The 23,666-nt window shown below is 63.8% G+C and carries 19 protein-coding genes, 1 tRNA gene and 2 pseudogenes; 14 read left to right on the top strand and 8 right to left on the bottom strand.

Translation table 11 applies throughout. From position 1 onward, the window contains the following. The 5 genes and pseudogenes from B8446_RS07170 to thiC form a co-directional block, all read right to left on the bottom strand. Positions 1 to 544: pseudogene (locus tag B8446_RS07170) on the bottom strand (hypothetical protein); the annotation flags it as partial. Continuing rightward, a complete protein-coding gene (locus B8446_RS07165; protein ID WP_048848677.1) occupies positions 544 to 2,331 on the bottom strand; it encodes a thiamine pyrophosphate-requiring protein in 1,788 nt (595 codons plus the stop codon). The pseudogene B8446_RS07170 and the gene B8446_RS07165, both read right to left, overlap by 1 nt. A 190-nt stretch (positions 2,332 to 2,521) precedes the next feature. Continuing rightward, positions 2,522 to 3,019 (bottom strand): GH32 C-terminal domain-containing protein, encoded by a 498-nt coding sequence (locus B8446_RS16565; RefSeq protein ID WP_276325076.1) that lies wholly within the window; start codon positions 3,017 to 3,019, stop codon positions 2,522 to 2,524. Between the two features lie 12 nt (positions 3,020 to 3,031). Then, a pseudogene (locus B8446_RS16560) lies at positions 3,032 to 4,645 on the bottom strand (glycoside hydrolase family 32 protein); the annotation flags it as partial. Positions 4,646 to 4,801: 156 nt separating this feature from the next. After that, positions 4,802 to 6,625, bottom strand: a complete 1,824-nt coding sequence (thiC, locus tag B8446_RS07150; RefSeq protein WP_048848668.1) for a phosphomethylpyrimidine synthase ThiC — start codon at positions 6,623 to 6,625, stop codon at positions 4,802 to 4,804. Positions 6,626 to 6,950: 325 nt separating this feature from the next. Between thiC and B8446_RS07145 the strand changes: the two genes are divergently transcribed. Genes B8446_RS07145 through B8446_RS07135 form a run of 3 tightly spaced genes read left to right on the top strand, consistent with a single transcriptional unit; the run spans position 6,951 to position 12,323 of the window. Continuing rightward, a complete protein-coding gene (locus B8446_RS07145; protein ID WP_048848667.1) occupies positions 6,951 to 7,712 on the top strand; it encodes an ImuA family protein in 762 nt (253 codons plus the stop codon). Beyond that, positions 7,618 to 9,156 carry a DUF6504 family protein gene (locus B8446_RS07140; RefSeq protein WP_084712157.1) on the top strand — a complete coding sequence of 513 codons (1,539 nt, stop codon included), beginning with the start codon at positions 7,618 to 7,620 and terminating at the stop codon, positions 9,154 to 9,156. Before B8446_RS07145 ends, B8446_RS07140 begins: the two co-directional genes overlap by 95 nt. Then, positions 9,153 to 12,323, top strand: a complete 3,171-nt coding sequence (locus tag B8446_RS07135) for an error-prone DNA polymerase (RefSeq protein WP_199484064.1) — start codon at positions 9,153 to 9,155, stop codon at positions 12,321 to 12,323. The genes B8446_RS07140 and B8446_RS07135 overlap by 4 nt, the downstream gene beginning before the upstream one ends. Positions 12,324 to 12,352: 29 nt before the next feature. On the opposite strand, the gene grxB is transcribed toward B8446_RS07135, so the two are convergent. Then, positions 12,353 to 13,000: a glutaredoxin 2 gene (gene grxB, locus B8446_RS07130; protein ID WP_048848666.1), complete on the bottom strand. Its 648-nt coding sequence runs from the start codon at positions 12,998 to 13,000 to the stop codon at positions 12,353 to 12,355. A 117-nt stretch (positions 13,001 to 13,117) separates the two neighbouring features. On the opposite strand from grxB, the gene B8446_RS07125 reads away from it, so the two are divergent. Continuing rightward, positions 13,118 to 13,813: a phosphoribosyltransferase gene (locus tag B8446_RS07125; RefSeq protein WP_048848665.1), complete on the top strand. Its 696-nt coding sequence runs from the start codon at positions 13,118 to 13,120 to the stop codon at positions 13,811 to 13,813. 15 nt (positions 13,814 to 13,828) lie between these two features. Here B8446_RS07125 and B8446_RS07120 read toward each other — a convergent pair whose 3' ends face one another. Then, complete coding sequence (locus B8446_RS07120; RefSeq protein WP_048848664.1) at positions 13,829 to 14,740, bottom strand: LysR family transcriptional regulator; 912 nt, start codon at positions 14,738 to 14,740, stop codon at positions 13,829 to 13,831. Between the two features lie 109 nt (positions 14,741 to 14,849). On the opposite strand from B8446_RS07120, the gene B8446_RS07115 reads away from it, so the two are divergent. Continuing rightward, positions 14,850 to 15,890, top strand: coding sequence for an aromatic ring-hydroxylating oxygenase subunit alpha (locus tag B8446_RS07115; RefSeq protein WP_048848663.1), 1,041 nt, complete (start codon positions 14,850 to 14,852; stop codon positions 15,888 to 15,890). Positions 15,891 to 16,020: 130 nt separating this feature from the next. Further along, a complete protein-coding gene (locus B8446_RS07110) occupies positions 16,021 to 16,842 on the top strand; it encodes a DUF429 domain-containing protein (protein ID WP_048848673.1) in 822 nt (273 codons plus the stop codon). A 99-nt stretch (positions 16,843 to 16,941) separates the two neighbouring features. On the opposite strand, the gene B8446_RS07105 is transcribed toward B8446_RS07110, so the two are convergent. Further along, a tRNA-Ser gene (locus B8446_RS07105) sits at positions 16,942 to 17,031 on the bottom strand. 212 nt (positions 17,032 to 17,243) lie between these two features. Here B8446_RS07105 and B8446_RS07100 point away from each other — a divergent pair. The 8 genes from B8446_RS07100 to leuD all read left to right on the top strand — a co-directional run bounded on the left by B8446_RS07100 (position 17,244) and on the right by leuD (position 23,649). Beyond that, positions 17,244 to 17,768, top strand: coding sequence for a Spy/CpxP family protein refolding chaperone (locus B8446_RS07100; RefSeq protein WP_048848662.1), 525 nt, complete (start codon positions 17,244 to 17,246; stop codon positions 17,766 to 17,768). A 219-nt stretch (positions 17,769 to 17,987) separates the two neighbouring features. Further along, positions 17,988 to 19,409 (top strand): signal recognition particle protein, encoded by a 1,422-nt coding sequence (ffh, locus tag B8446_RS07095; protein WP_048848661.1) that lies wholly within the window; start codon positions 17,988 to 17,990, stop codon positions 19,407 to 19,409. A 130-nt stretch (positions 19,410 to 19,539) separates the two neighbouring features. Further along, complete coding sequence (gene rpsP / locus B8446_RS07090) at positions 19,540 to 19,872, top strand: 30S ribosomal protein S16 (RefSeq protein ID WP_048848660.1); 333 nt, start codon at positions 19,540 to 19,542, stop codon at positions 19,870 to 19,872. 30 nt (positions 19,873 to 19,902) lie between these two features. Beyond that, the gene (gene rimM, locus B8446_RS07085; protein WP_048848659.1) at positions 19,903 to 20,436 is read left to right on the top strand and encodes a ribosome maturation factor RimM; all 534 of its coding nucleotides are present in this window, start codon (positions 19,903 to 19,905) and stop codon (positions 20,434 to 20,436) included. Beyond that, complete coding sequence (gene trmD / locus B8446_RS07080) at positions 20,433 to 21,179, top strand: tRNA (guanosine(37)-N1)-methyltransferase TrmD (protein WP_264921884.1); 747 nt, start codon at positions 20,433 to 20,435, stop codon at positions 21,177 to 21,179. Before rimM ends, trmD begins: the two co-directional genes overlap by 4 nt. A 24-nt stretch (positions 21,180 to 21,203) precedes the next feature. After that, the gene (gene rplS / locus B8446_RS07075) at positions 21,204 to 21,581 is read left to right on the top strand and encodes a 50S ribosomal protein L19 (protein WP_048848658.1); all 378 of its coding nucleotides are present in this window, start codon (positions 21,204 to 21,206) and stop codon (positions 21,579 to 21,581) included. A 32-nt stretch (positions 21,582 to 21,613) separates the two neighbouring features. Further along, complete coding sequence (gene leuC / locus B8446_RS07070; RefSeq protein WP_048848657.1) at positions 21,614 to 23,029, top strand: 3-isopropylmalate dehydratase large subunit; 1,416 nt, start codon at positions 21,614 to 21,616, stop codon at positions 23,027 to 23,029. Beyond that, positions 23,029 to 23,649 (top strand): 3-isopropylmalate dehydratase small subunit, encoded by a 621-nt coding sequence (gene leuD / locus B8446_RS07065; RefSeq protein ID WP_048848656.1) that lies wholly within the window; start codon positions 23,029 to 23,031, stop codon positions 23,647 to 23,649. The genes leuC and leuD overlap by 1 nt, the downstream gene beginning before the upstream one ends. The last annotated feature ends 17 nt before the right edge of the window (positions 23,650 to 23,666 follow it).

The raw sequence follows: 23,666 nt of genomic DNA, 5'->3' as shown, positions 1-23,666 counted from the left end.
ATGCTACGCAGAAACGCCCATCCGTGAATTTCCAAAAAGGCTCTGACAGGCCGATGGCAGTTGGCGCGCCGACCGGTGCGCCATAGAACAGATTGTTCCAGCGGATCCGACCCGGTTTTTTCAGCACATTGTAGAAATGAAAAGCCGTTCCAGCGAGGCCGACAAGGCCTGTTGCGACATGGATCGTGTCACGCACGATATGCGATGCGTCCCGTTTGTCCGCCGTGCCGTGCGCGGAGACAGCGAGCGCCAGAGCTGCCGTTACCAAGGGCGTGAACATCGCCTTGTTCTCGAACTGGCCCCGATAATGTTCGATCGCACTGTCGAACAGCACGCTCGCCGCAAGCGTTCCGGCAGCGCGGTTGAGTTTGCGGGCTGCGATATTGGCCAGGTGTGGCGTCGGCGATGGCGCGCTGACAATCGGCAGCAGGTGCGGGCGTGCCTTGGGCAGGCGCATGGCCATGACCATGGCCGATGCGGTCAGCGAAGCCGTAACGCCCAGGGCTGCGCGTATATCCGCGCGCGGCCTGCTGCCTGATCTCATTATGATTTCTTCGAAGGCAGAATGGACGCCAGCATTTCCTTGGCCGAGCCGCGGATGACGTCCGCAAGCTCCGGCTCCGTAGGCAATGAGGCCAGGAACGCCTTGGCCTGCTTCAGCGTGATGTGCGGCGGAAGTGGTGGGACATCCGGATCGGTCCGGGCTTCGAGAATGACCGGCCTGTCCGCGCTCAATGCCTCGTCCCAGGCCGCGCCGACCTTTTCGGGATCGTCGACATAGATGCCCTTGAGATCCAGGAGTTCAGCGTATTTGTGATACGGGAAATCCGGGATCGACTGGGTCGCTTCCGTCTTGCCCTTGCCGAGCTGGACGCGCTCTTCCCACGTGACCTGATTGAGATCCTGGTTGTTCAGGACGAGCACGATCAGGTGCGGATTGTCCCACTGCTTCCAGTATTTGGAGATCGTGATCATGACGTTGAGGCCATTCATCTGCATGGCCCCATCACCCATGCAGGCAATGACGGTCCGGTCCGGGTAGGCCATCTTGCCGGCCATGGCATAAGGCGTGCCAGCCCCGAGGGAAGCAAGTCCGCCCGAGAGCGATGCCTTCATGCCGCGACGCATCTTCAAGTCACGGGCATACCAGTTCGCAACCGAGCCGGAATCAGCCGTGATGATCGCGTTCTCCGGAAGGCGGGGTGACAATTCCCAGAACACGCGTTGCGGATTAAGCGGTTTTGCCGACTGCATCGCACGCGCCCTGAGAACGTCCCACCAGCTTGCGACTTCTTTCTCGATCCGCGTACGCCACGAGCGATCGGACTTGCGTGTCAGGAGAGGGATGAGGGCACGCAATGTGGCCGCACTGTCCCCCTGAAGGCAGACCTCCATCGGATAACGCAGGGACAGGTTGGGCGCATTGATGTCGATCTGCACGCCGCGGGCCTGGCCGGGCTTGGGCAGGAATTCGCTGTAGGGAAATGACGATCCGACCATCAGGAAGGTGTCGCATTCCTTCATCAGATCCCAGGACGGCTTGGTGCCGAGCAGCCCGAGCGAGCCGGTGACGAACGGTAGCTCGTCCGGCACTGATGCCTTGCCGAGAAGCGCCTTGGCGATGCCCGCGCCCAGCAGGTCCGCCACTTCCAGCAACTCGTCCGTCGCCTCGAGTGCGCCGGCACCGGCAAGGATTGCAACCTTCTTGCCTGAATTGAGGATTTCAGCTGCGGCCTGCAGGCCCTTCATGTCGGGCACGTGACTCTCGACGGTCAGGCCAATCCCGGTATGAGTGAAGCCATGCGCCATGGGCGGCTCGGAGTAGGGCAGTTCCTGCAGGTCGTTGGGCACGATCACGATAGTCGGCGCACGGCGGTCTCGGGCGATCCGCACAGCCCGGTCGATGGCATGGCGAATCTGCGCAGGCTCGGTAACTGTCACGATATATTCGGATGCGACGTCCTTGCAGAGGGACTGAAGATCCACTTCCTGCTGGTAATGTGCGCCGATGGCCGAGCGCGCCTGCTGTCCCATGATGGCGACGACGCCGACATGATCCAGTTTCGCGTCATACAGACCATTGAGCAGGTGAATCGCACCAGGACCGGAGGTTGCAAAACACAAACCGACCTGACCGGTGAACTTGGCATGGGCCGTTGCCATGAAGGCTGCCATCTCTTCGTGGCGCACCTGAACGTATTCGATCCGCTTCGCATCGACTTCGTGCTGCAGCGCCACGTCGATACCGCCAGCACCGTCACCCGGGTAGCCATAGACTCGTTTCAGGCCCCATTCCTGAAGGCGTTTCCAGATGAATTCGCTGACATTCATGGCCATGGCGCGCGCCTCTTCCGATCGATGCGATTGCCTCGGCCAACGTCAAGGCCGTCGCCACTGTTCGGCAGGGCGCGCGGTAAAGCGCGACACTTCACACGATCGTGAAGCAGGGGGATGGCTGGCGGAGAAAGACGGAACCTCGCTGGTGAAGCGCGATTCCGTCAGACGCAGTGTCCTCAGGCGCTCAGGGTTTGCCGATGACCGGCGCGGCCCAGGCACTGTGAAGGACTGCCGTGCCCCCTACGCTGAAGGCAGCTGCCCCCAGATCAGTGGCCGAAGGGAAGATCAGCGCGCTCAGCGCCGTCTGACCCGTGCCGCCGAACGCCTCGACCGAAGAACGATCCACCAGAATGCGGAAACGGACATGGCCGTCCCGGTCAGGCAGGAGGGGCGCGGTATAGATGCCCGGGAACCCTGGATTGAAATCCACCTGTCCGGATTGTTCGCGGTCAATGAAGAGACTTGCAGTCCGCGTGTCGTAGCCGATGCGGGTTGCATCGCCGCTGGTGCCCGTTCGCAGCATGACACCGAACTGCGCGGCATTGCGCGGCACGAAATCAAGCCAGAGATCGAAGGAATCGCCATGGACGTTGCCCAGCGCGCCTTGGGATGTTCCGGAAACCGGCGCGTCGGTGGCAAGACCCTGGAACGGGTGCCCGTAGTGATTGGCGAGCGTGGGCACAGGGCTTTGCACGAGGCGAACCTCGTTGTTGAACGTACGAAGCTGGAAGCGACGGGGGACGCTCATCTGGCCGCGCCACGGGCTGGTCGGAATGGTCTGCCCGTAATTCCAGTTGTTCATCCAGCCGATTGCGACGCGCCACGGGTCAGGCAGGCCGTTCCATGTCACGGCAGCATAGAAATCCGGGCCGTAATCGACCCAGTTCGCGTCGCGCTTCTCCTGATCGGATGTCACGATCGGCCCGACGATCAGGTGTCCCCACCCCGTGGTGCCGTCGTTGGCATCCACGACCTCGATCTGTGCCTGCTTGCCGATCAGCGCACGGACATTCCAGGAACGCCAGGCAAGCGAACCCAGGCCGTTGCCCGTGGTGGACGCGACGACCTTTCCGTCCACGAGGAGGTTGATCGCCGTCTCGGTATCGGCCGTACCATGCCATGTCCTGGGATCGTAGGGATGGTATCCGCCGCCGATCTGGAAGGCGATGAAGGGATGGGAGATGCGGAAGAGTGGCGAGGTCAGGATGCCCTTGGCGGTGTCGCCAGTGAGATACGTGTCGATGAAGCCCGTGGCCTGGGAGCCGTCATAAGGACCTTGCGCAGGGCCTGCACCCTGAAAGGCGCCCGTTCCGGTCCAGCCGGCATCGGCATAGTGGCTGATGTGGGCAAGATCGATCAGGGGCGTGCTGCCCGGCGGCACGTTCGTATCGTAGATCGACGCGGCATCGGCGGTAAAGCGCGTCCCGTCGAAACTGCCCACGACGTATTGATCGGCAGAACCCGCGGTATAGCCGCCGGGATTGATGCCGATCATCAGCACCCATTTCTCGGGGCCGAACTCGTCCACGCGCAGCGGGAACAGGTCCGGACATTCCCATGCCCCGAACTGGGCGTTCACCGGGCCGAATTCGCTGAGATAGGTCCAGTGCTTCAGGTCGGGGGACGAATAGAACACCGCCTTGTGGATGTTCGACAATACCGCAACCATGATCCATTTGTGTTGCGGCTCATACCAGAACACCTTTGGATCGCGAAAAGCCGTGTACTGGTCGGCATACGGCGGCGGCGGAGCCGCGATCACGGGGTTGCCTGTGTATTGCGTCCAGGTCAGCCTGTTGTCGAGGCTGTAGGCAATCGACTGTGCCTGCGTCCCGGCCTTGATGGAAACTCCGTTCGGCAGAACCTGATCGACCGTGTAATTATCGGCATAGATCGCAACCAGCGGCACGCGTCAGCCATGTCCGAAGCCGCTGGTATCTCCCGCATCGCGCACGGCGCTGCCGGAGAAGATCAGGTCCGTCGGCGTGCCGTCGAGAAGCTTGATATAGGGAATTGCGAGTGGCAGGTCCTGCCAGGACAGCAGATCGCGTGACGTGGCATGACCCCAGGACTGGTTCGCGGCCACGTCTCCCAGGGGGTTGTATTGGTAGAAAAGGTTGAATGATCCCTTGTCATACAAGAGGCCGTTCGGGTCGTTCATCCAGTGTTGCGGGGGCGTGAAATGGTATTGGGGCCGGAATTCCGGCGTATCCTGCGATGCGGCAAATGCCGGACGCGCTGCGGTAACTCCGCAGCCAGTTGACAGCAGGAGAACCAATGCCGCCTCGAGAACGAGTTGGCGTTTCATGGATGGAATGCTCCGTTCCCGATCGGGGAGGCGGATTGTTCGCGCCGGATCGGGCGCAGGGACTTATAGAGGTCCGCCCCAATGTTGCCTATCGGGGCGGACCTCACAAATTCGTATTGTAAATTCTTAAAAAACCATGTCTGCGACTTACTTTGACTAAATATAGAGCTTGCCGCCTTTCTCGTGAAAGCTTTCCCGCATCTGCTCCATGCCCTGCTGCCGCTCGGCATCGCGACGGATGTCGTGGCTGATCTTCATGGAACAGAATTTCGGGCCGCACATGGAGCAGAAATGAGCGGTCTTGTGCGCGGCTTTCGGCAATGTCTCGTCGTGAAAACTGCGGGCGGTATCGGGATCGAGCGCCAGATTGAACTGGTCTTCCCAGCGGAAATCGAACCGTGCACGGGAAATCGCATCGTCATGGATGCGGGCTGCCGGATGCCCCTTGGCCAGATCGGCGGCGTGTGCTGCGATCTTGTAGGTGATGACGCCGGTTTTCACATCCGCGCGGTCCGGCAGTCCCAGATGCTCCTTCGGCGTGACGTAGCAGAGCATGGCGCAGCCATACCAGCCGATCATCGCGGCCCCGATGCCTGATGTGATGTGGTCATAGCCTGGTGCGATGTCGGTCGTGAGCGGACCGAGCGTGTAGAACGGTGCTTCGCCGCAGGCGTCGAGCTGCCTGGTCATGTTGACGCGGATCTTGTGCATCGGCACGTGACCCGGCCCTTCGATCATGACCTGACAGCCCTTGGCGTGGGCGATCTTCGTCAGTTCGCCCAAGGTTTCCAGTTCCGCGAACTGGGCCGCGTCGTTGGCATCCGCGAGCGAGCCGGGGCGCAGGCCATCACCCAGCGAGAAGGAGATGTCGTAGGCGCGGCAGATGTCGCAGATATCCTCGAAATGCTCGTAGAGAAAGCTCTCGCGATGATAGGCGAGACACCAGGCCGCCATGATCGAGCCGCCGCGCGAGACAATCCCGGTCGTGCGGTTGGCGGTAAGCGGGACATGCGCCAGTCGGACGCCCGCATGGATCGTGAAGTAATCGACGCCCTGTTCGGCCTGTTCGATCAGCGTGTCGCGAAAGATTTCCCAGGTCAGCTTTTCCGCAACGCCGCCGACTTTCTCCAGCGCCTGATAGAGCGGCACGGTGCCGATCGGGACCGGGGAATTGCGCAGGATCCAGTCGCGGATGTTGTGGATGTTGGTGCCGGTCGAGAGATCCATGACCGTATCCGCGCCCCAGCGGATGGCCCAGACCAGCTTGTCGATCTCTTCCTCGGCGGAAGACGTCACGGCGGAATTGCCGATATTGGCGTTGATCTTCACCAGGAAGTTTCGCCCGATCACCATCGGCTCGAGTTCGGGGTGATTAATGTTGGCGGGCAGGATCGCGCGACCCTTCGCGATTTCGCTGCGGACGAATTCCGGCGTGACGAATTCGGGAATATCCGCGCCGAAATCCTCGCCGTCGGCGCGCCGGGCCGCCGCATCCGGATCTTTTTCGATCCGACCGAGATTTTCCCGGTGGGCCGCGAAGATCATTTCTTCCGTCACGATGCCCGCGCACGCGAATTCATACTGCGTGACGGGTCTGCCTTCCGAACCGCGCCAGACGACATGTTCGGCCGGGCAGGGGGCAACGCCGTATTTGCCCGTTACAAAACCGTTGTCTTCCGGGCGAACGGCACGGGCCTGCGGGACCGTATCGAGGCCGCGACGGGCAAGCCAGGGCGCGCGCAATGCCGGCAGTCCCTGTGCCACGTCGATCGTGGCCGTCGGATCGGTATAGGGGCCGGATGTGTCGTAGATGCGCACGGGAGGCTCGTTGGCTTCCGGGCTCAGCGGCACTTCGCGAAACGGCACGCGGATGTCGGCCCGGCCTTCTGGCGAGGACCATGTCTTGACCGAATTGCCGACGGCACCCGTCGTGACCTGCCGTTTTGCAGGACGGTCGTTGTTGATCGATTGGTCGCCCATATCGCTTTTCCTCCAAGCGCTACGGATCGCCCAAGCGTGCGAGGAAAGCATGGAAAGCAGGCCCGCATCGGGTCGCCTGGCACACCAATCCCTACGCCGGTACGAACCGGATCAGGTTCTCCGATGGCGGACAATCCGCCCCGGAAGGGTCGCTGCGCTTGCGGATCGGATCCGCCAGCAGCCTCTCAGCCTCTTGTCGAGGCACCCCCTGGATGCGTGGACCTTCCGCGCTTGGCGGCGCGATGTCAACCGCGGCGCATGAGGCATTGACTTGCGCTTCGAGAGAAGAACATAAAGAGAACACAATGTCCGTCCGAGATTCGCCATGACCCAGACCCGCTCCCGAGATGCGATAAATGCCCTCCGGGCACAGATCGCCCGTATCGAGGGTGTCGCGGGTCCGTCGCGTGCAGTCCTGCCGTTCGGTATGGACGAAATCGATGCCCATCTGCCCGGTGGCGGCCTGGCGCTCGGCGCGCTGCACGAAGTCGCAGGCAGCGGCTTCGATGCCGTGCATGGTGCTGCCTGCACACGTTTCGCCGCCGGTATCGCCGCCCGCACGAAGGGCAGCGTCCTGTGGATTCTCAAGGATCGTGATCTCTACGCGCCCGGTCTCCGGCAGTCGGGGCTTGCCGACCGGCGCGTCGTCTATGTCGCAGCCCATACCGAGCGCGACATTCTGGCCTGTTTCGAGGAGGGTTTGCGACATGGGGCGCTGGGGGCCGTGATCGCCGAGACCGAGCGCCTGCCGATGACGGCCTCGCGCCGCCTGCATCTCGCAGCCGAGGCCACCGGCAGCCTGGCGATCGCGGTCCGGCGCGGGGGGCGGGCCGCAGAGTTCGGCCAGCCCAATGCGTGTGTCACCCGCTGGCGCATCGCCAGCCTGCCGTCGGTCGCCCTGCCGGTGCCGGGTGTCGGTCGTGCGCGCTGGCATCTCGAACTTTTACGATGTCGTGGCGGCATGCCCGCCGATTTCTATGTGGAGGCCTGCGATGACCGGGGACGGCTCGCGCCGTGTCGCCTCGCTCTACCTGCCGTTCTGGGCGACAGACCGGTTGCGTCGGGCGGCTGGCGCGCCCGCGCCTGACCAACCGCTGGCGCTGGCCGGCACGCTGGGCCAGCGGCGCTGTGTGCTGGCGGTCGATCAGGCCGCGCGGCGCATGGGGCTCGAGCCGGGAACGCCAGTTGCCAAGGCGCGCGCGCTGCATGCCGGATTGATGATCCTCGATGCCGCACCCGAGGCCGACCGTGCCGGACTGGACAAGCTCGCGCGCTGGCTTCAGGCCCGTGTGGCGCCGATGGTGGCCCCCGATCCGCCGGATGGCATCGTGCTCGACACCACCGGCGCGGATCATCTTCATGGCGGCGAGACGGCCATGCTGGAGACCCTGGCCCAACGCCTGACCAATGCCGGACTGACCCTGCGCGTGGCTTTGGCGCCCAGTCTGGGCGCAGCCCATGCACTGGCCCGTTATGGACACGCCCGGCGCATCATCGTTCCGCCGCATGAGACGGCCGCCCATGTTGCCGATCTGCCGGTTGCGGCCCTGCGGCTTGCATCCGGCACCGTGCAGTCGCTCCGGATGCTGGGCTTCGATCGGATCGGCCCGCTGGCGGCGACGCCACGGGCACCGCTCACCTTGCGTTTTGGTCCCGATGTCGCCCGCAGGCTCGACCAGCTCTATGGCCGGATCGAGGAACCGATCATTCCGGTGCGGCCTCCGGAACCGATTGCGGCCATTCTCACTTTTGCCGAACCGATCGGCAGCGCGGAGACGATTGCGCGTCAGATCGCAATCCTTGTTGCGCGGGTCTGCGATTCTCTGGACAGGGCGGCTGTGGGCGCGCGCGATCTCGATCTGATCGCCCATCGTGTGGATCGACATGCGCAGACTATTGCGGTTGCAACCGCGCGCCCGTCGCGCGACCGGGTGCGTCTGACGCGCCTCCTGTGTGATAGGATCGAGACGATAGAACCCGGTTTCGGGATCGAACGCATGGTCCTGACTGCCATCCGTGTCGAACCGATTGATCCGCGTCAGCGCGTCTCATCCCTGATCGAGGACGAAACGCCCGATCTGTCCGGCCTGATCGACGTGCTGTCCAATCGTCTCGGGGCCCGCGCGCTGCATCGTGTTGCTGCCATTGAAAGCGATATTCCCGAACGTGCGACCCGGCAGGTCGCACCGCTGGCATCCGAAGAGAGCCCGGACCTTCCTGCCCTGCAGGCATGGCCACGCCCGATCCGCCTGTTGCCCCGGCCCGAAGCGATAAGGGCCATGGCAGCACTGCCCGATCATCCGCCCCTTTTCTTCATCTGGCGCGGTATGCGCCATCACGTGGCGCGTGCGGATGGGCCGGAGCGGGTTTTCGGCGAATGGTGGCGCGATGCGGACGAGCAGACGGCCGCACGCGATTATTTCCGGGTGGAGGATACATCTGGCGCCCGCTTCTGGGTTTTTCGCGAGGGCGACGGCGAGCATCCCGAAACCGGCGGGCAGGGCTGGTTCCTGCACGGGCTGTTCGGATGAGCGCGCCGTATGCCGAATTGCAGGTGACGAGCTATTTTTCGTTCCTGCGCGGTGCGTCGTCCTGCGACGAACTGTTCGTGCAGGCGCAGGCACTTGGCATCTCCGCGCTTGGCCTTGCGGATCGGCATTCGCTGGCCGGGGTCGTCCGCGCCCATGTAGCCGCGAAGGCCACCGGTGTGCGGCTCGTCATCGGCGCACGGATCGATCCGGTCGATTTTCCGCCCCTTCTGCTTTATCCGACCGATCGCGCGGCCTATGGCCGGCTGTGCCGTCTGCTGACCCTTGGCAAGTCGCGGGGCGGGAAGGGGCAATGTCGACTGGGATGGCAGGATGTCATGGACTGGTCGGACGGATTGATAGCCGTTCTTCTGCCCGATACAGCCGACGATGCGCTTGGAACATTTATTGATGAGTTCAGTAATGTTTTCCGGGACCGTGCCTATCTGGCGCTGACGCTGCGCCGCCGTCCGAACGACCAGTTGCGTCTGCATGAGCTCGGTATCGCCGCGCATCGCGCGCAGGTGCCGACTGTCGTGACCAACGACGTTCTGTATCACGACCATGAACGTCGGATCCTGCAGGATGTCGTCACCTGCATTCGCCATAACGTCGTCATCGATCATGCGGGTTATCTGCGCGAACGCCATGCTGATCGCTATCTGAAGCCGCCTGCTGAAATGGCGCGTCTCTTTGCGCGCTATCCTGAAGCGCTCTCGCGCACGCAGGAAATCGTCGCCCGATGCCGCTTCAGCCTCGACGATCTCGCCTATCAGTATCCGGACGAAGTGACCGAACCCGGCATGACCCCGCAGCAGCGGCTGGAAGCTCTTACCTGGGCCGGAGCAGGGGAGCGCTACCCGGATTGCATTCCCGACAAGGTGCGCAGCACGCTCGAAGAGGAGCTGCAACTGATCGGGCGCATGGACTACGCGCCCTATTTCCTGACGGTGCACAGCATCGTGGCGTATGCGAAAAGTCAGCAGATCCTCTGCCAGGGACGCGGATCGGCAGCAAACTCCGCTGTCTGCTACGTGCTGGGCATCACCGCGATCGATCCCGCGCACAATGACATGTTGTTCGAGCGGTTCGTCTCGGAGGAACGGCGCGAGCCGCCGGACATCGACGTCGATTTCGAGCATGAGCGCCGCGAGGAAATCATTCAGTGGGTCTATCGTCACTATGGCCGCGAGCGGGCGGCCCTGACGGCCGTCGTCTCCCGTTATCGGGCCCGGGGCGCATTGCGCGATGTCGGCAAGGCGCTGGGCCTGACGGAGGACGTGATCCGGCATCTGTCGGCCGGAATTTCCCAGTGGTCGCGGAACACGACCCCGGACCAGTTCGAGGGCGAGGGCGTCGATCTGTCCGACCGGCGGATCCGGCTCACGCTCCAGCTTGCGCAATCGTTGCTCGGCGCACCGCGCCATCTCTCGCAGCATCCGGGCGGCTTCGTGCTGACACATGACCGTCTGGACGAGCTTGTCCCGGTCGAGCCGGCCGCAATGGACAATCGTCAGATCATCGAATGGGACAAGGACGATATCGACGTCCTGAAATTCATGAAGGTCGATTGCCTGGCCCTCGGTATGCTGACCTGTCTGCGGCGCGGCCTCGATCTGCTGCAGGTCCACAAGGGCATCACGCACACGCTGAGCACGATCGAACAGGATGATGAGCCGACTTATGAAATGATCCGGCGTGCCGACACGGTCGGCGTGTTCCAGATCGAGAGCCGTGCACAGATGTCGATGCTGCCACGGCTGAAGCCAGAAAATCTCTACGATCTGACGATCGAGATCGCAATCGTTCGTCCGGGACCGATCCAGGGTGACATGGTGCATCCCTATCTGCGGCGACGCGAAGGGCTGGAAAAACCCGAGTACCCGACGGAGGACCTTTGGAAGGTCCTGAGGAAGACGCTCGGCGTTCCGCTGTTTCAGGAACAGGCAATGCGTGTCGCCATGGTCTGCGCCGGTTTCAGCGCGTCCGAGGCCGATCAGCTCCGGCGTGCGATGGCCACGTTCAAGAACACCGGCACGATCGAGCGCTTTCGGCACAAGCTGGTCGAGGGAATGGCTGACCGCGGCTATTCTCCGGACTTTGCGATGCGGATCTACAAACAGCTCGAGGGATTCGGGAGCTATGGATTTCCCGAGAGCCATGCGGCCAGTTTCGCCATCCTCGCCTACATATCATCCTGGCTGAAATGCCATTATCCCGACGTGTTTCTGGCGGCCCTGCTGAACTCCCAGCCCATGGGTTTCTATTCGCCTGCCCAGCTCGTCCGGGATGCGCGTGATCACGGGGTGGTGGTGCGTCCGATCTGCATCGTGGCTTCCCGATGGGACAGCACGCTCGAACCCGGGGGCCACCACCATGCCGTGCGCTTGGGCATGAGTCTCGTCAAGGGGCTGTCGGAGACGGATGCGGCCCGTCTGATCGTCTCGCGGGATGCACGATCTTTCGCGGATATGGACGACCTGAAGATGCGCGGGGTGGTTCCCGTCGAGGCTCTGGTCCGGCTGGCCGAGGCGGATGCGTTCCAGTCTGCTTTCGGCCTTGTGCGTCGTGCAGCGCTCTGGGCCATCCGGGCGCAACGTGATGCGCCCCTGCCGCTGTTCGCCGCAGCCGACGCCGCGCGGGAAATCATCGAACCCGCGGTCGATCTGGCGCCCATGCGGGACGGTGCAGAGGTCGTGCGGGACTATGATCATGTGGGCCTCAGCCTGCGCGGCCATCCGGTCGCCTTCCTGCGGCCGGATCTGGCCTGCCGCGACATTCTGTCCTGCGCGGATGTCATGGCAGGGCGCGACGGGCGCTGGGCGCAAACGGCAGGTGTCGTGCTCGTGCGTCAGCGTCCTGGCTCAGGCGACGGCGTGTGTTTCATCACGCTGGAAGACGAGACCGGGACCGCCAATCTCGTGGTCTGGCCGGACCTGTTCGAGACCTTCCGCCGCATCATCCTGTCGGCCACCATGATGGCGGCCCGGGGACGGATCCAGCGCGAAGGCCGTGTCGTCCATCTCGTCGTACGCACGCTGGAGGATCTGTCCCCTCTGCTGGCCGATGTCGGCAATCGCGACCTTGACGGCGGGCGTGTCGAACGGCGCGATGCACAGGCCGATCCGGACTGGACCGCACGCGCGATCCGGTCTCGGAACTTTCACTGACGCCGCGACAATGCGGCGCCGCGCGAACCTCAGGCGGCCACCTGGTCCAGAAGATCGATCTTCGCCCGCTCCGCCATCCGGCGGACATAGGCATCGACCGGGCCCGGGAACGTGAGGCCTGCAACGATCGTCAGGCTGCGGAGCTGCGCGAACAGATGCAAATCATCGGTCGAAAGCGTTCCGTTCACGGCCTCGGGCGACTGGATCATCGGCGCCAGTTCCACCAGCAGGGCATCGACCTCCCGGATCAGATCCGGTCCCTGTTCGAACAAATCGAAAAACGCGCCGGCCCATTTTTCCTTGTTGCGAATGAAGTAGGCGCGTGCGCGCGTGGTCGCGAACTCCGGCAGCGGCGCTGCGGCGGCCCGCGGAAGGAACAGGCGGTTGGATATCTTGCCGCACCGTTCCAGCCAGGCCGCGATCTGAGGGTTCTCCGGGGCCGTCAGGACCGGGCTGCCGATCGCATCGATATGGGCCACGATATCCATGCTCTCGCCCATGAAGCGCCCGTCTTCTTCCAGGATCGGCACCAGCTTCTTTCCGACCATCCGCTTCGGCCCTTCCTCGTCGTCGTTGAGCAGGATCTCGAACGTGACGGGAACATCCTTGAGCCCGAAAATCATCTCAGCCTTCACGCAGAACGGGCAGTGATCGTAGATGTAGAGCGTCCGGTTCATGACGGTTGTGTTCCTTGTGACAAAGCCTGTTCGTGCACGGCCAACGCAGGCCCGGATGCCGCGTTCAGTCTCACAAGGGGATGGACAAAACGCACGGTTCGGGGCTCGATCGGCCTCATGAACTCCTATTATGTCACACTGACCTCGAACGATACCGCCGCGACGCCTGCCGACCGGCATGCCGTCATCCTGAACGACGGCAGCCGGCTCGAACTGCCGTTGCAGCCGCTGCCGGGTGGCGACATGGCCGTCGCGCTGCTGATGTCCAACCAGACGAGCTTCGCCGTCGAGCGCGGGCTGGCCCAGCGTTTGACCGCGATCGCCCGCGCTGCGGAACCCGATGCGATCGTCGGCGTGCCCACAATGGGCTTGAGCTACGCGCGCCCCGTGGCGGACGCGCTGGGTTTTGCCGACTACACGGCGCTCGGGCACTCCCGGAAGTTCTGGTACGACGAAACCCTCTCCGAACCCGTGGTCTCGATCACGAGTCCCGGCCAGGCCAAGCGTCTCTATCTCGATCCGGCTCTGGTCGAGCGCGTGAAGGGCCGTCGCGTCGTCGTGGTCGACGACGTGCTCAACACTGGCAACACCGTCGTTGCGGCCTACAGGCTGTTGCAGAAGGCCGGCGCCGAAATCGTGGGCATTGCCGCCGTCCTGACCGAAGGGTGGGACTGGCACGCGGCGCTTTCGGCCGTCGATCCGGCCACACCGAAGCTTGTTCATGCGCTCGGGCATATCCCGATGTTCGGGCGCAGCGATGCCGGCTGGACGCCGATCGCACGCACCGACAGAACTGCCCATCCGGCACGCTGACCGATCGGACGAACGTCAGACGGCATCGTCCTTCGCGAGCGCCGTTTTCTCGATTTCCTGCAGAATCAATTGTGCGGCCGCGGAAAGCTGCCGCGCGCGATCGATGCAAAGAGCCAGCGTCAGGGGCGAGATGCGGCTGTTGGCGATCGGCACGAACGCCAGCAGACCCTGGGCAATTTCCTCGAACGCATCGAGCCGGCTCAGAATGCCGATGCCGACGCCTTCCATGACCAGCGACTTGATCATCTGGATGTTGTCCGCCGAAGCTGCGGGTCTCAGGCGCACCTGCGTTTCGATTTCCAGAAGCTCGAGCTGTCGGCGCAACGCCAGCGGGGCTGCGGGCACGACCATCGGAAACTCGGCGCACAGGCTGAACCGTGCTTCGGCACGAGCCGCGATCGGATGATCGGGGCGGGCAATGAAGCCCAGGGGAAACGCCCGGTGTCCGCGCACGACCAGTTCGCGCCTGTGCGGCGGATCGAGAACGAGTGCGAGATCGGCCTCTCCGCCAATCAGAAGGTCTGCGATGTCCCTGTTGTCGCGGACGGATACGTTCACGACGATGCCGGGATGGGTGGTGCGCAGCCGACCCAGAAGGGATGGGACAAACCCCTTCGTCAGCGCCTCCGGGATCAGCAGGTCGACCTTGCCCTGGCGCAGGCCTTTCATGTCATCGATCTGGACGGTCAGGTTTTCCATGTCACGCGACCAGCGGTTCGCCGCGGCCAGCAGCAACTCGCCTGCGGCCGTCAACCGCAGGCCGGACGGCAGCCTTTCGAACAGGGGCGTGCCGATCGTCTGTTCGCCGTGCAGGATCTGCCGGTCGATTGCAGAGGCCGCAATTCGCAACTCGTCCGATGCGCGCCGGATCGACCCGTATCGTGCAACGGCCACGAAATAACGAAGGAAGCGCGAGAAGACAGCCATCGCATGTGCTCTCTTTTTGCGAACGGAATCGGGATTTTTATGAACTATACACGAACGCCTGAAGGGTGAAATGCTCTTGGCCATTCCCCTGATATGAGCGCCGCGTCCCATGCCCGATATACTCGAACGCCCCGTCGATCTCCCGAGGGACTGCACGTTCGAACCTGACGACTGGGCGATCCTCGCCCGGTGCTGGTATCCCGTGGCCCTGTCGCGCGACGTGACCGACAAGCCCGTCTCGGCCACGCTGCTTGACGAACCACTGGTCGTCTATCGCGCGGGCGAGCAGATCGTGATCGCATACGATCTGTGTCCGCATCGTGGTGTCCCGCTCAGCATGGGGACAGGCAACGGCAAGACGATCGCCTGCGCCTATCACGGCTTCCGCTTCGGCGTCGGCGGACGCTGCGTGCATGTGCCGGCCCACCCGGACAACGCGATCCCACCCAAGCTGCACCTGCGCACATATCCGGCTGTCGAGCGTTATGGACTGATCTGGACATGTCTGCGCCCGGCGGATGCGCCCGATATTCCGGACATGCCGCATTGGGAGGATCCGGACTATGTCGGCGTCACCTGTCCGTCGATCGACATCAACGGGTTTGCAGGCAGGCAGATGGAAGGGTTCCTGGACGTCGCACATTTTGCCTTCGTCCATACCGCGACGTTTGCCGACCCGAACAATCCTGTCGTACCGTCATACATGCCGAAACTGACGGCAAAAGGATTCGAGGCCGAGTACCGCAGCACGGTCGCGAACTTTCCGGTCGGCATTCCTGACACGGCACCGCCGGGCTTCATATGGCTGCGGCATTTCCGCACGCATCTGCCGTTTACGGCCACGCTGGAGATTCATTTTCCCGAAGAAGGGCGGCTCGTCATCATGAACGCGGCAAGCCCGATGTCGGCCCGCAAGACCCGCATGTTCGCGCCGATCTGCCGGAACTTCGCAAAAGACGCGCCGCCTGAAGACACATATGATTTCAACCGGCGTGTCTTTGAGGAAGACAAGGCGCTCGTCGAGGCGCAGAAACCGGAATGTCTGCCGCTCGATCCAACACTGGAAGCCCATGTCATGGCCGACCGCAGCTCGATTGCATACCGCCGTGGCCTGCGAGACATGGGGCTGAGCCGATTCTTCATCGCCTGAGACAAGCCGTCGCGCGCGCCCGGGACGTTGCATCATCCACTCACGATACATGAGCGTTCACGGCGCCCACGACGATGCAGCCGACCTGACAGTCCCTGAACGCCATGATCGAAAGGGCAGGCCCGCACGCATGGACATCTATATCGGCTTCGATTCCGCCTGGACGGACAATCCGAAGGCGAGGGGCGCCATCTGTGCCGTCGGTATCGAGAATGGTCAGGCGATTCTGTTTCACGCGCCACGGCTTGCCTCTTTCAGGGAGGCAGCTGTTTTCATTCGGAGCGTGCGCTCACGAAACGGCGCAACACTGATCGCCATCGACCAGTCGACAATCGTGCCCAATCGATCGGGCATGCGCCCGGTCGAACGGGTCGCGGCGTCTCTTCTGGGCTGGCTCGGCGGCGGCGTGCAGCCATCCCATCGGGGACGCACGGGCATGTTCTGCGATTCGGCACCAATCTGGCGCTTCCTGTCGGATCTTCAGGCGGAGGAACAGCCGGATGTCGCGCGAATCGCGGCCGACGGACTCCATATCATCGAAGTCTTTCCGGCGCTGGCCCTGGCATCCATGGATCCCGCCTTCTTCGGTCGCCTGTGTGCCCCGCGATACAATCCTGCCCGACGTCAGACATTCCGCCTGGAGGACTGGATCAGGGTCAGCGATGTCGCGGCTAGGCAGGCGGTCGATCTGGGCTGTATTGCGCTGGCCGAATGGTGCGCCGCCGCTGCACGAACTGCCAGACCGGGCAAGGCAGACCAGGACAGGCTTGATGCGGCCTTGTGCGTCCTGATCGCGCTTCAGTGGCGCCTGCAGCCGCGGAAATCGCTTCTGCTTCTGGGCGACCTGACAGCAGGCTACATGGTGCTGCCCGCAACGCCTGCCGTTCGAGACCGGCTGGCGGGACCCGCGCGCATGCATGACGTCCTGATGGATGGACAACCCGCCGGATGACCTTGCCGGCACGTCATCGCTTTACAGAGTGTTATGGGCCGCAACGACGTGTGCATGCGCCCGGAGCCGCACGACAGCCGCAGGGTCGGCTGGCGTCCCTGGCGGAGAGGGTGGGATTCGAACCCACGGTACGCTTGCACGTACGGCGGTTTTCAAGACCGCTGCCTTAAACCACTCGGCCACCTCTCCGTGCCTCAGGCGGATGCTGAATACCGCCTTGGCGCATCGCCGTCCATGGGGATATGCCCGCCTACCGTAACGGCATTGTATCGTTATTTACATTTCGTAGCGTCGAACGCGCATTGCGGGCGTCATTTCGCAGCTATGTGTTGGAACAAAGAGGCGCGGCAAAGTGAAAACGACCCGGACGCGCCTTTTGCGATGAACAAGGAAAGACGACGATGTTCGCCAAGACTGTTTCGATGCTCGGGCTGTTGGCGCTCACGGCAGCGCCCGCCTTTGCACAGGGTGGGCCGCCGGGCCCGGGTCACCACGGTGGACCTGGTGGCGGGATGGGGGGTCATCACGGCATGATGCCGATGCTGCCCGGCGTCAAACTCACCGACCAGCAGAAATCCCAGATGCACGCGATCTTCGAAGCCGACCACGGCAACGGCCACGGCGACTGGAAGCAGGAAAAGGCAATCGATTCCCAGATCGGCGATCTGCTGCTCCAGGGCGGCAAGATCGATCGCGCCAGGCTCGCCGGCCTGATCCACCAGAAGGACGTGATCGAGGAAGCTCACGAACAGGCGTGGATCGATAGCGCAATCAAGGTGCATGACATCCTGACGCCAGAGCAGCTGTCCGATGCGCGCGCCACGCGTGCAAAGCTCGACAGCCTGCGTGAACAGATGCATGCGCTGATGCACGACGCTGACGACCATGGCGCACCGCCTCCGCCGGAAGGTCCGTCTCCCGACTGAATTCTCTCGCGGAAAGATCAGCGAGTGATCGACGGCCACGCAGTTCTCCTGTCGTGGCCGTTTCTCGTTGTCGGGCGTTATTTTCTTGACGCACCCGGCATGAGCGCCTAGGCACCACTCCATTCAGACACGCCACTTCGCGAAGGCTCGCGCAGCGGCGCGTTTCTTATTGGACGGACGGCAGGTTGTCTTCGGTCCGCGTAGTTGGGAAGTTTCGGTTTGTTCGAGCAGCTTTCAGGCAAGCTCTCCGGTGTCTTCGAAGGGCTCTCCAAGCGGGGCGCCCTGTCGGAAGCCGACGTCACGGAGGCGATGCGCGAGGTCCGTCTGGCAATGCTGGACGCCGACGTGGCGCTGCCTGTCGTGCGCGAATTCGTCTCCCAGGTGCGGGAGCGTGCTGTCGGCCATGAAGTGCTGGACAGCATTTCGCCCGGTCAGGCCGTCGCCAAGATCGTCAACGATGCCCTGATCGCGGCCCTCGGCGGCGCAGGTGCTGTACCGCTTAATCTCGAAGCGGTGCCGCCGGTTCCTGTCCTGATGGTCGGTCTTCAGGGTTCGGGCAAGACCACCACGTCCGGCAAGATCGCGCTGAGGCTCGCCACCCGTGAGCGCAAGCGCGTTCTGCTGGCCAGCCTCGATACGCAGCGTCCCGCGGCACAGCTCCAGCTCGCCCAGCTGGCCGATCAGGCCGGTCTTCGCGCCCAGGGTCTGGTTGTCTCGCTGCCGATCGTGGCCGGACAGGGCCCGGTCGAGATCGCGCGCCGTGCGCTCGATGTCGGGCGCCGCGAAGGCTATGACGTCGTCATCCTCGATACCGCTGGTCGCCTGTCGATCGACGAAGCCCTGATGGCCGAAGTGGCCGAGGTCCGGAAGGTTGCCCAGCCGGCCGAGACGCTGCTCGTCGTCGACGCGATGACGGGTCAGGATGCGGTCAATACCGCGAAGGCCTTCAACGAGGCCGTCGGCATCACCGGCGTGGTGATGAGCCGGATGGACGGCGATGCACGTGGTGGTGCTGCCCTGTCGATGCGGGCGATCACGGGGGCACCGATCAAGCTGACCGGCTCGGGCGAAAAGCTCGATGCGCTGGAGGAATTCCATCCCGAGCGTGTTGCCGGCCGTATCCTTGGCCTCGGCGATATCGCGGGTCTTGTCGAGCGTGCATCGGACACGCTGGATCAGGAAGAGAGCGAACGCGTCGCCCGCAAGATGATGGCGGGCAAGTTCGATCTCGACGACTATGCCTCGCAGATTCGTCAGATCGGCAAGATGGGCTCCATTTCGTCGATCCTGAACATGCTGCCCGGCATGGGCAAGCTGACGCAGGCGCTCGGTGGCAAGGAGCTCGATACCTCGATCCTGACCCGGCATCAGGCGATCATCTCGTCCATGACGTCGAAGGAGCGCAAGACGCCGGATATCATCAAGGCGTCGCGCAAGAAGCGGATCGCCGCCGGTTCGGGCACGACGGTCCAGGACGTCAACAAGCTGCTCAAGCAGTTTGACGACATGTCCACGATGATGAAGCGCATCAACAAGATGGGGCTCAAGGGCCTGATGCGCGGCGGTGGCATGCAGGGGCTCATGCAGCAGATGCAGCGTGGCCCCGGCGGTCCCGGAGGCGGCCAGCCCCCGTTCGGCTGAGCCCTACATAACAGTTTCACTGCCCCGGGGCCCGCTGACGCGGACGGGGCGGCGGGAGAGATCGTCCGGACGCGGGATCAGGTTCGCGCCGGGCAAAGTCTGGTTTTTGATAGTGTCTTTGGAGAGTTGAATGAGCCTGAAGATCCGCCTGGCACGTGCCGGCGCCAAGAAGCGCCCCTATTACCACATCGTGGTTGCCGACAGCCGCAGCCCGCGCGACGGCCGTTTCATCGAGAAGGTCGGTGCCTACAACCCGATGCTGCCGTCCGACCACGCTGATCGCGTGCGTCTGAACGACGAGCGCATCAAGCACTGGCTGTCGAACGGCGCGCTGGCGACCGATCGCGTCGCACGCTTCCTGGGCAACGCGGGTCTGGCGCCGAAGCCGGAATACCGCGAGCAGCCGAAGAAGTCGGCGCCGAAGAAGCGCGCCCAGGAGCGTGCCGCGGCTGCGGCAGCCTGAGTTCGAACACAGCCGTTCGGTTCTTCCTGAATGTCCGATCCCCGCATCCTGGTTGCCACCATCGGTCGTCCGCACGGCGTGCGCGGCCTGGTGCGCCTGCATGCCGCAACCAGCGATGCCGCCTCGGTGGAAACGCTCGGGCCGCTGCATGATGCGCAGGGGCACGCGTTCACCATTCGGTGGCGCGGCGTCGGAATCGCGGAGATCACGGACGGCGAAGGTCGGATCGTCGCCGATCGCGATGTTGCGGCAAAGCTCGTCAATGTCGAGCTGTTTGCGGCGCGCGATGCGCTTCCCGAGCCTGACGAGGACGAGTTCTACCATGCCGATCTGATCGGCATGGCGGCGGTCGATCCGGACGGCACCGATCTTGGCGTCGTCACCGTAGTCCATGACTATGGTGCAGGCGTCAGTCTCGAACTGCGTGGTGCACGCACCATCATCGTGCCGTTCACCCGGGCCTGCGTGCCCAAGGTCGATCTCGCGGCGCGGCGCGTCACCGTCGTCGAGCCTGACGAGATCGAGCTGGAGGGTGACCTCCAGTTGACCGGTGCCGCATCGTGACGGGTGGCGACACCTGGCGCGCGCATGTGCTGACGCTGTTCCCGGAGATGTTTCCGGGGCCGCTGGCGCTTTCGCTGGCCGGTCGCGCGCTTGAGCGCGGCATCTGGTCCTGCGAGACGACGGATCTGCGTGATTTCGGCCTTGGCCGGCATCGCGCGGTGGACGACACGCCGTTCGGCGGCGGCGCGGGCATGGTCATGCGCGCGGATGTCGTCGATGCGGCGCTGGAGACGATCCCGGCCGACGACGGGCGTCCGGTCCTCTATCCGACGCCGCGCGGGCGTCGTCTGGGGCAGGACGACATCCGGCGCTACCGTGATGCCGGTGGTGTTGTCGTGCTGTGCGGTCGGTTCGAGGGCGTGGACGAACGCGTGCTCGACGCGCGTGGAATCGAGGAGGTCTGCCTCGGCGATTTCGTCCTGTCCGGTGGCGAGATCGCGGCGATTGCCTTGCTCGATGCCTGTGTCCGGCTGCTGCCGGGCGTGATGGGATCGGACGAGAGCGGCATCGAGGAGAGCTTCTCGGACGGGTTGCTGGAATATCCGCACTACACCCGCCCCGCCGTCTGGCAGGGCCGGGAAGTGCCGGACATATTGCTGTCGGGAAATCATGCCGCGATCGCGGCATGGCGACGCGAGCAGTCGGAGGCGGCGACACGCGCGCGCCGGCCCGATCTCTGGGCGGCATATGATGCGAGACATGCGGCAAGCAGCGCGCAGGGCGCTGCCTCTGCCAAGCATTAGGTTTGTTGAAGGAGTTTGTCGGTTATGAACATCATCGAGCAGTACGAGGCGCGTGAGATCGAGCGCCTGTCCGCCGCCCGCGCGGTGCCGGACTTCATCCCGGGCGACACGGTTCGCGTCGGCGTCCGCGTCGTCGAAGGCACGCGCGAGCGTGTGCAGGCTTACGAGGGCGTCGTGATCGCACGCTCCAACAAGGGCCTGAACAGCAACTTCACCGTCCGCAAGATCAGCAACGGCGAAGGCGTGGAGCGTGTGTTCCCGCTGTATGCACCGACGATCGCCGACATCACGGTCGTCCGTCGCGGCAAGGTGCGTCGTTCGAAGCTGTATTACCTGCGCGGTCGTCGCGGCAAGTCGGCGCGTATCGCCGAGCGTCCGCGTGATCTGGCGCCGGCGTCGTAAGCACCCGATATCGGGAGCATGAGGAGGATCGCATGACTGCACGTACCCTGTTCGACAAGATCTGGCATGACCATGTCGTCGAGCGACTTCAGGACGGCACATGCATCCTCTATATCGACCGTCACCTTGTGCATGAGGTGACGAGCCCGCAGGCCTTCGAGGGCCTGCGGCTGGCCGGGCGTCGTCTGCGGCGTCCGGATGCCACGATCGCGGTGGTGGATCACAACGTGCCCACCTCCGATCGCAGCCTGCCGATCGAGGAGCCGGAAAGCCGCACCCAGATCGAGACGCTCGAGCACAACGTTGCGGAATTCGGCGTGCCGTATATTCCGCTGCGTTCCGCATCGCAGGGCATCGTGCACGTCATCGGCCCCGAGCAGGGCATCTCCCTGCCGGGCATGACGATTGTCTGCGGCGACAGCCACACCTCGACCCACGGTGCGCTCGGTGCGCTCGCGTTCGGCATCGGCACGTCCGAGGTCGAGCATGTCATGGCGACGCAGACGCTCCTGCAGAAGCCTGCAAAGAATATGCGCGTGACGGTCGAGGGCGAACTCGCGCCCGGCGTGACCGCCAAGGACGTAATGCTCGCCATTATCGGCAAGATCGGCACCGCAGGCGGAACCGGGCATGTCATCGAGTTCGCGGGATCGGCGATCCGCGGGCTCGACATGGCCGGCCGCATGACGATCTGCAACATGTCGATCGAGGCCGGCGCGCGGGCCGGCATGGTAGCCCCGGATCAGACGACGTTCGACTACGTGCGGGGACGCCGGTTCGCGCCGCAGGGTGCAGCGTTCGACGAGGCCTGTGCCTACTGGTCGACACTGGCGTCCGATCCGAATGCCGTCTTCGACACCGAAGTTGAACTGCGTGCGGAAGATATCGCCCCCAATCTCACCTGGGGCACCAGCCCGGAAGACGTGATCCCGATCACCGGCACGATCCCCGACCCGGCGACGGCTTCCGAGCCCGGACACCGGGCCCGTCTCGAGCGCGCCCTGGCCTATATGGGGCTTGAACCGGGTGCGGAGATCGCGGGCACGCCTATCGACGTCGTGTTCATCGGCTCCTGCACCAACAGCCGCATCGAGGATCTTCGCTCTGCGGCGCAGGTAATCGACGGGCGGCATGTCGCGCCCGGCGTGCGCGCGCTCGTGGTTCCCGGATCGGGGCTTGTGAAGGCGCAGGCCGAGGAAGAGGGACTGGATCGCGTATTCCGCGAGGCCGGGTTCGAGTGGCGTGAAGCCGGATGTTCCATGTGCCTTGGCATGAACCCGGACAAGCTGACGCCCGGACAGCGTTGCGCCTCGACCTCCAATCGCAATTTTGAGGGACGCCAGGGCCCCGGTGGCCGGACGCATCTGCTGTCGCCGGCGATGGCGGCTGCGGCGGCCGTGACCGGCGTGCTGACGGACGTGCGGGCGCTGACGCGGGAGATCGCATGATGGACAAGTTCACCGAACTGACCGCCGTCGCAGCGCCGATGCCGGAAGAGAACGTTGACACCGACCAGATCATTCCGGCGCGTTTCCTGAAGACCATCAAGCGCACGGGTCTGGGCGAGCATCTGTTCGCCAATCTCCGCTATGGCGCGGACGGACGCGAGAAGCCCGATTTCGTGCTCAATCGGGAGCCATACCGGCACGCGGAAATCCTGATCACGCTGGACAATCTCGGCTGTGGGTCGTCCCGCGAGCACGCGCCCTGGGCCCTGCTGGATTTCGGGATCCGCTGCGTGATCGCGCCGTCCTTTGCCGACATCTTCCACAACAACTGCTTCAAGAACGGCATCCTGCCGATCCAGCTGCCGCGCGAAACCTGCGAGATGCTGATGGACGATGCGCGCCTCGGAGCCAACGCCCAGCTGCGCGTCGATCTCGTCCAGCAGGTCGTGGTCCGGCCGGACGGACAGGAAATCGCGTTCGAGGTCGATCCTTTCCGTCGCGAACTGCTGCTGGAGGGTCTCGACGATATCGGCCAGACACTGCAGCACGGCGATGCGATCACGACGTTCGAACATGGCCGTGACGAGACCAAGCCCTGGATGCCGGCACTCGCGTTCTGAACGCCGCATGCCGTGCC

This window comes from Tanticharoenia sakaeratensis NBRC 103193, from assembly GCF_000963885.1.
Lineage (GTDB): Bacteria > Pseudomonadota > Alphaproteobacteria > Acetobacterales > Acetobacteraceae > Tanticharoenia > Tanticharoenia sakaeratensis.
This window is presented reverse-complemented; position numbering and strand designations above follow the sequence as displayed.

Excerpts from the sequence above, each read along its gene's own strand:
- B8446_RS07165 (WP_048848677.1), bottom strand. The coding sequence starts at position 2,331 with ATGAATGTCAGCGAATTCATCTGGAAACGCCTTCAGGAATGGGGCCTG.
- thiC (WP_048848668.1), bottom strand. The coding sequence starts at position 6,625 with ATGGGCGACCAATCGATCAACAACGACCGTCCTGCAAAACGGCAGGTC.
- B8446_RS07145 (WP_048848667.1), top strand. The coding sequence starts at position 6,951 with ATGACCCAGACCCGCTCCCGAGATGCGATAAATGCCCTCCGGGCACAG.
- B8446_RS07140 (WP_084712157.1), top strand. The coding sequence starts at position 7,618 with ATGACCGGGGACGGCTCGCGCCGTGTCGCCTCGCTCTACCTGCCGTTC.
- B8446_RS07135 (WP_199484064.1), top strand. The coding sequence starts at position 9,153 with ATGAGCGCGCCGTATGCCGAATTGCAGGTGACGAGCTATTTTTCGTTC.
- grxB (WP_048848666.1), bottom strand. The coding sequence starts at position 13,000 with ATGAACCGGACGCTCTACATCTACGATCACTGCCCGTTCTGCGTGAAG.
- B8446_RS07125 (WP_048848665.1), top strand. The coding sequence starts at position 13,118 with ATGAACTCCTATTATGTCACACTGACCTCGAACGATACCGCCGCGACG.
- B8446_RS07120 (WP_048848664.1), bottom strand. The coding sequence starts at position 14,740 with ATGGCTGTCTTCTCGCGCTTCCTTCGTTATTTCGTGGCCGTTGCACGA.
- B8446_RS07115 (WP_048848663.1), top strand. The coding sequence starts at position 14,850 with ATGCCCGATATACTCGAACGCCCCGTCGATCTCCCGAGGGACTGCACG.
- B8446_RS07110 (WP_048848673.1), top strand. The coding sequence starts at position 16,021 with ATGGACATCTATATCGGCTTCGATTCCGCCTGGACGGACAATCCGAAG.
- B8446_RS07100 (WP_048848662.1), top strand. The coding sequence starts at position 17,244 with ATGTTCGCCAAGACTGTTTCGATGCTCGGGCTGTTGGCGCTCACGGCA.
- rpsP (WP_048848660.1), top strand. The coding sequence starts at position 19,540 with ATGAGCCTGAAGATCCGCCTGGCACGTGCCGGCGCCAAGAAGCGCCCC.
- rimM (WP_048848659.1), top strand. The coding sequence starts at position 19,903 with ATGTCCGATCCCCGCATCCTGGTTGCCACCATCGGTCGTCCGCACGGC.
- rplS (WP_048848658.1), top strand. The coding sequence starts at position 21,204 with ATGAACATCATCGAGCAGTACGAGGCGCGTGAGATCGAGCGCCTGTCC.
- leuC (WP_048848657.1), top strand. The coding sequence starts at position 21,614 with ATGACTGCACGTACCCTGTTCGACAAGATCTGGCATGACCATGTCGTC.
- leuD (WP_048848656.1), top strand. The coding sequence starts at position 23,029 with ATGGACAAGTTCACCGAACTGACCGCCGTCGCAGCGCCGATGCCGGAA.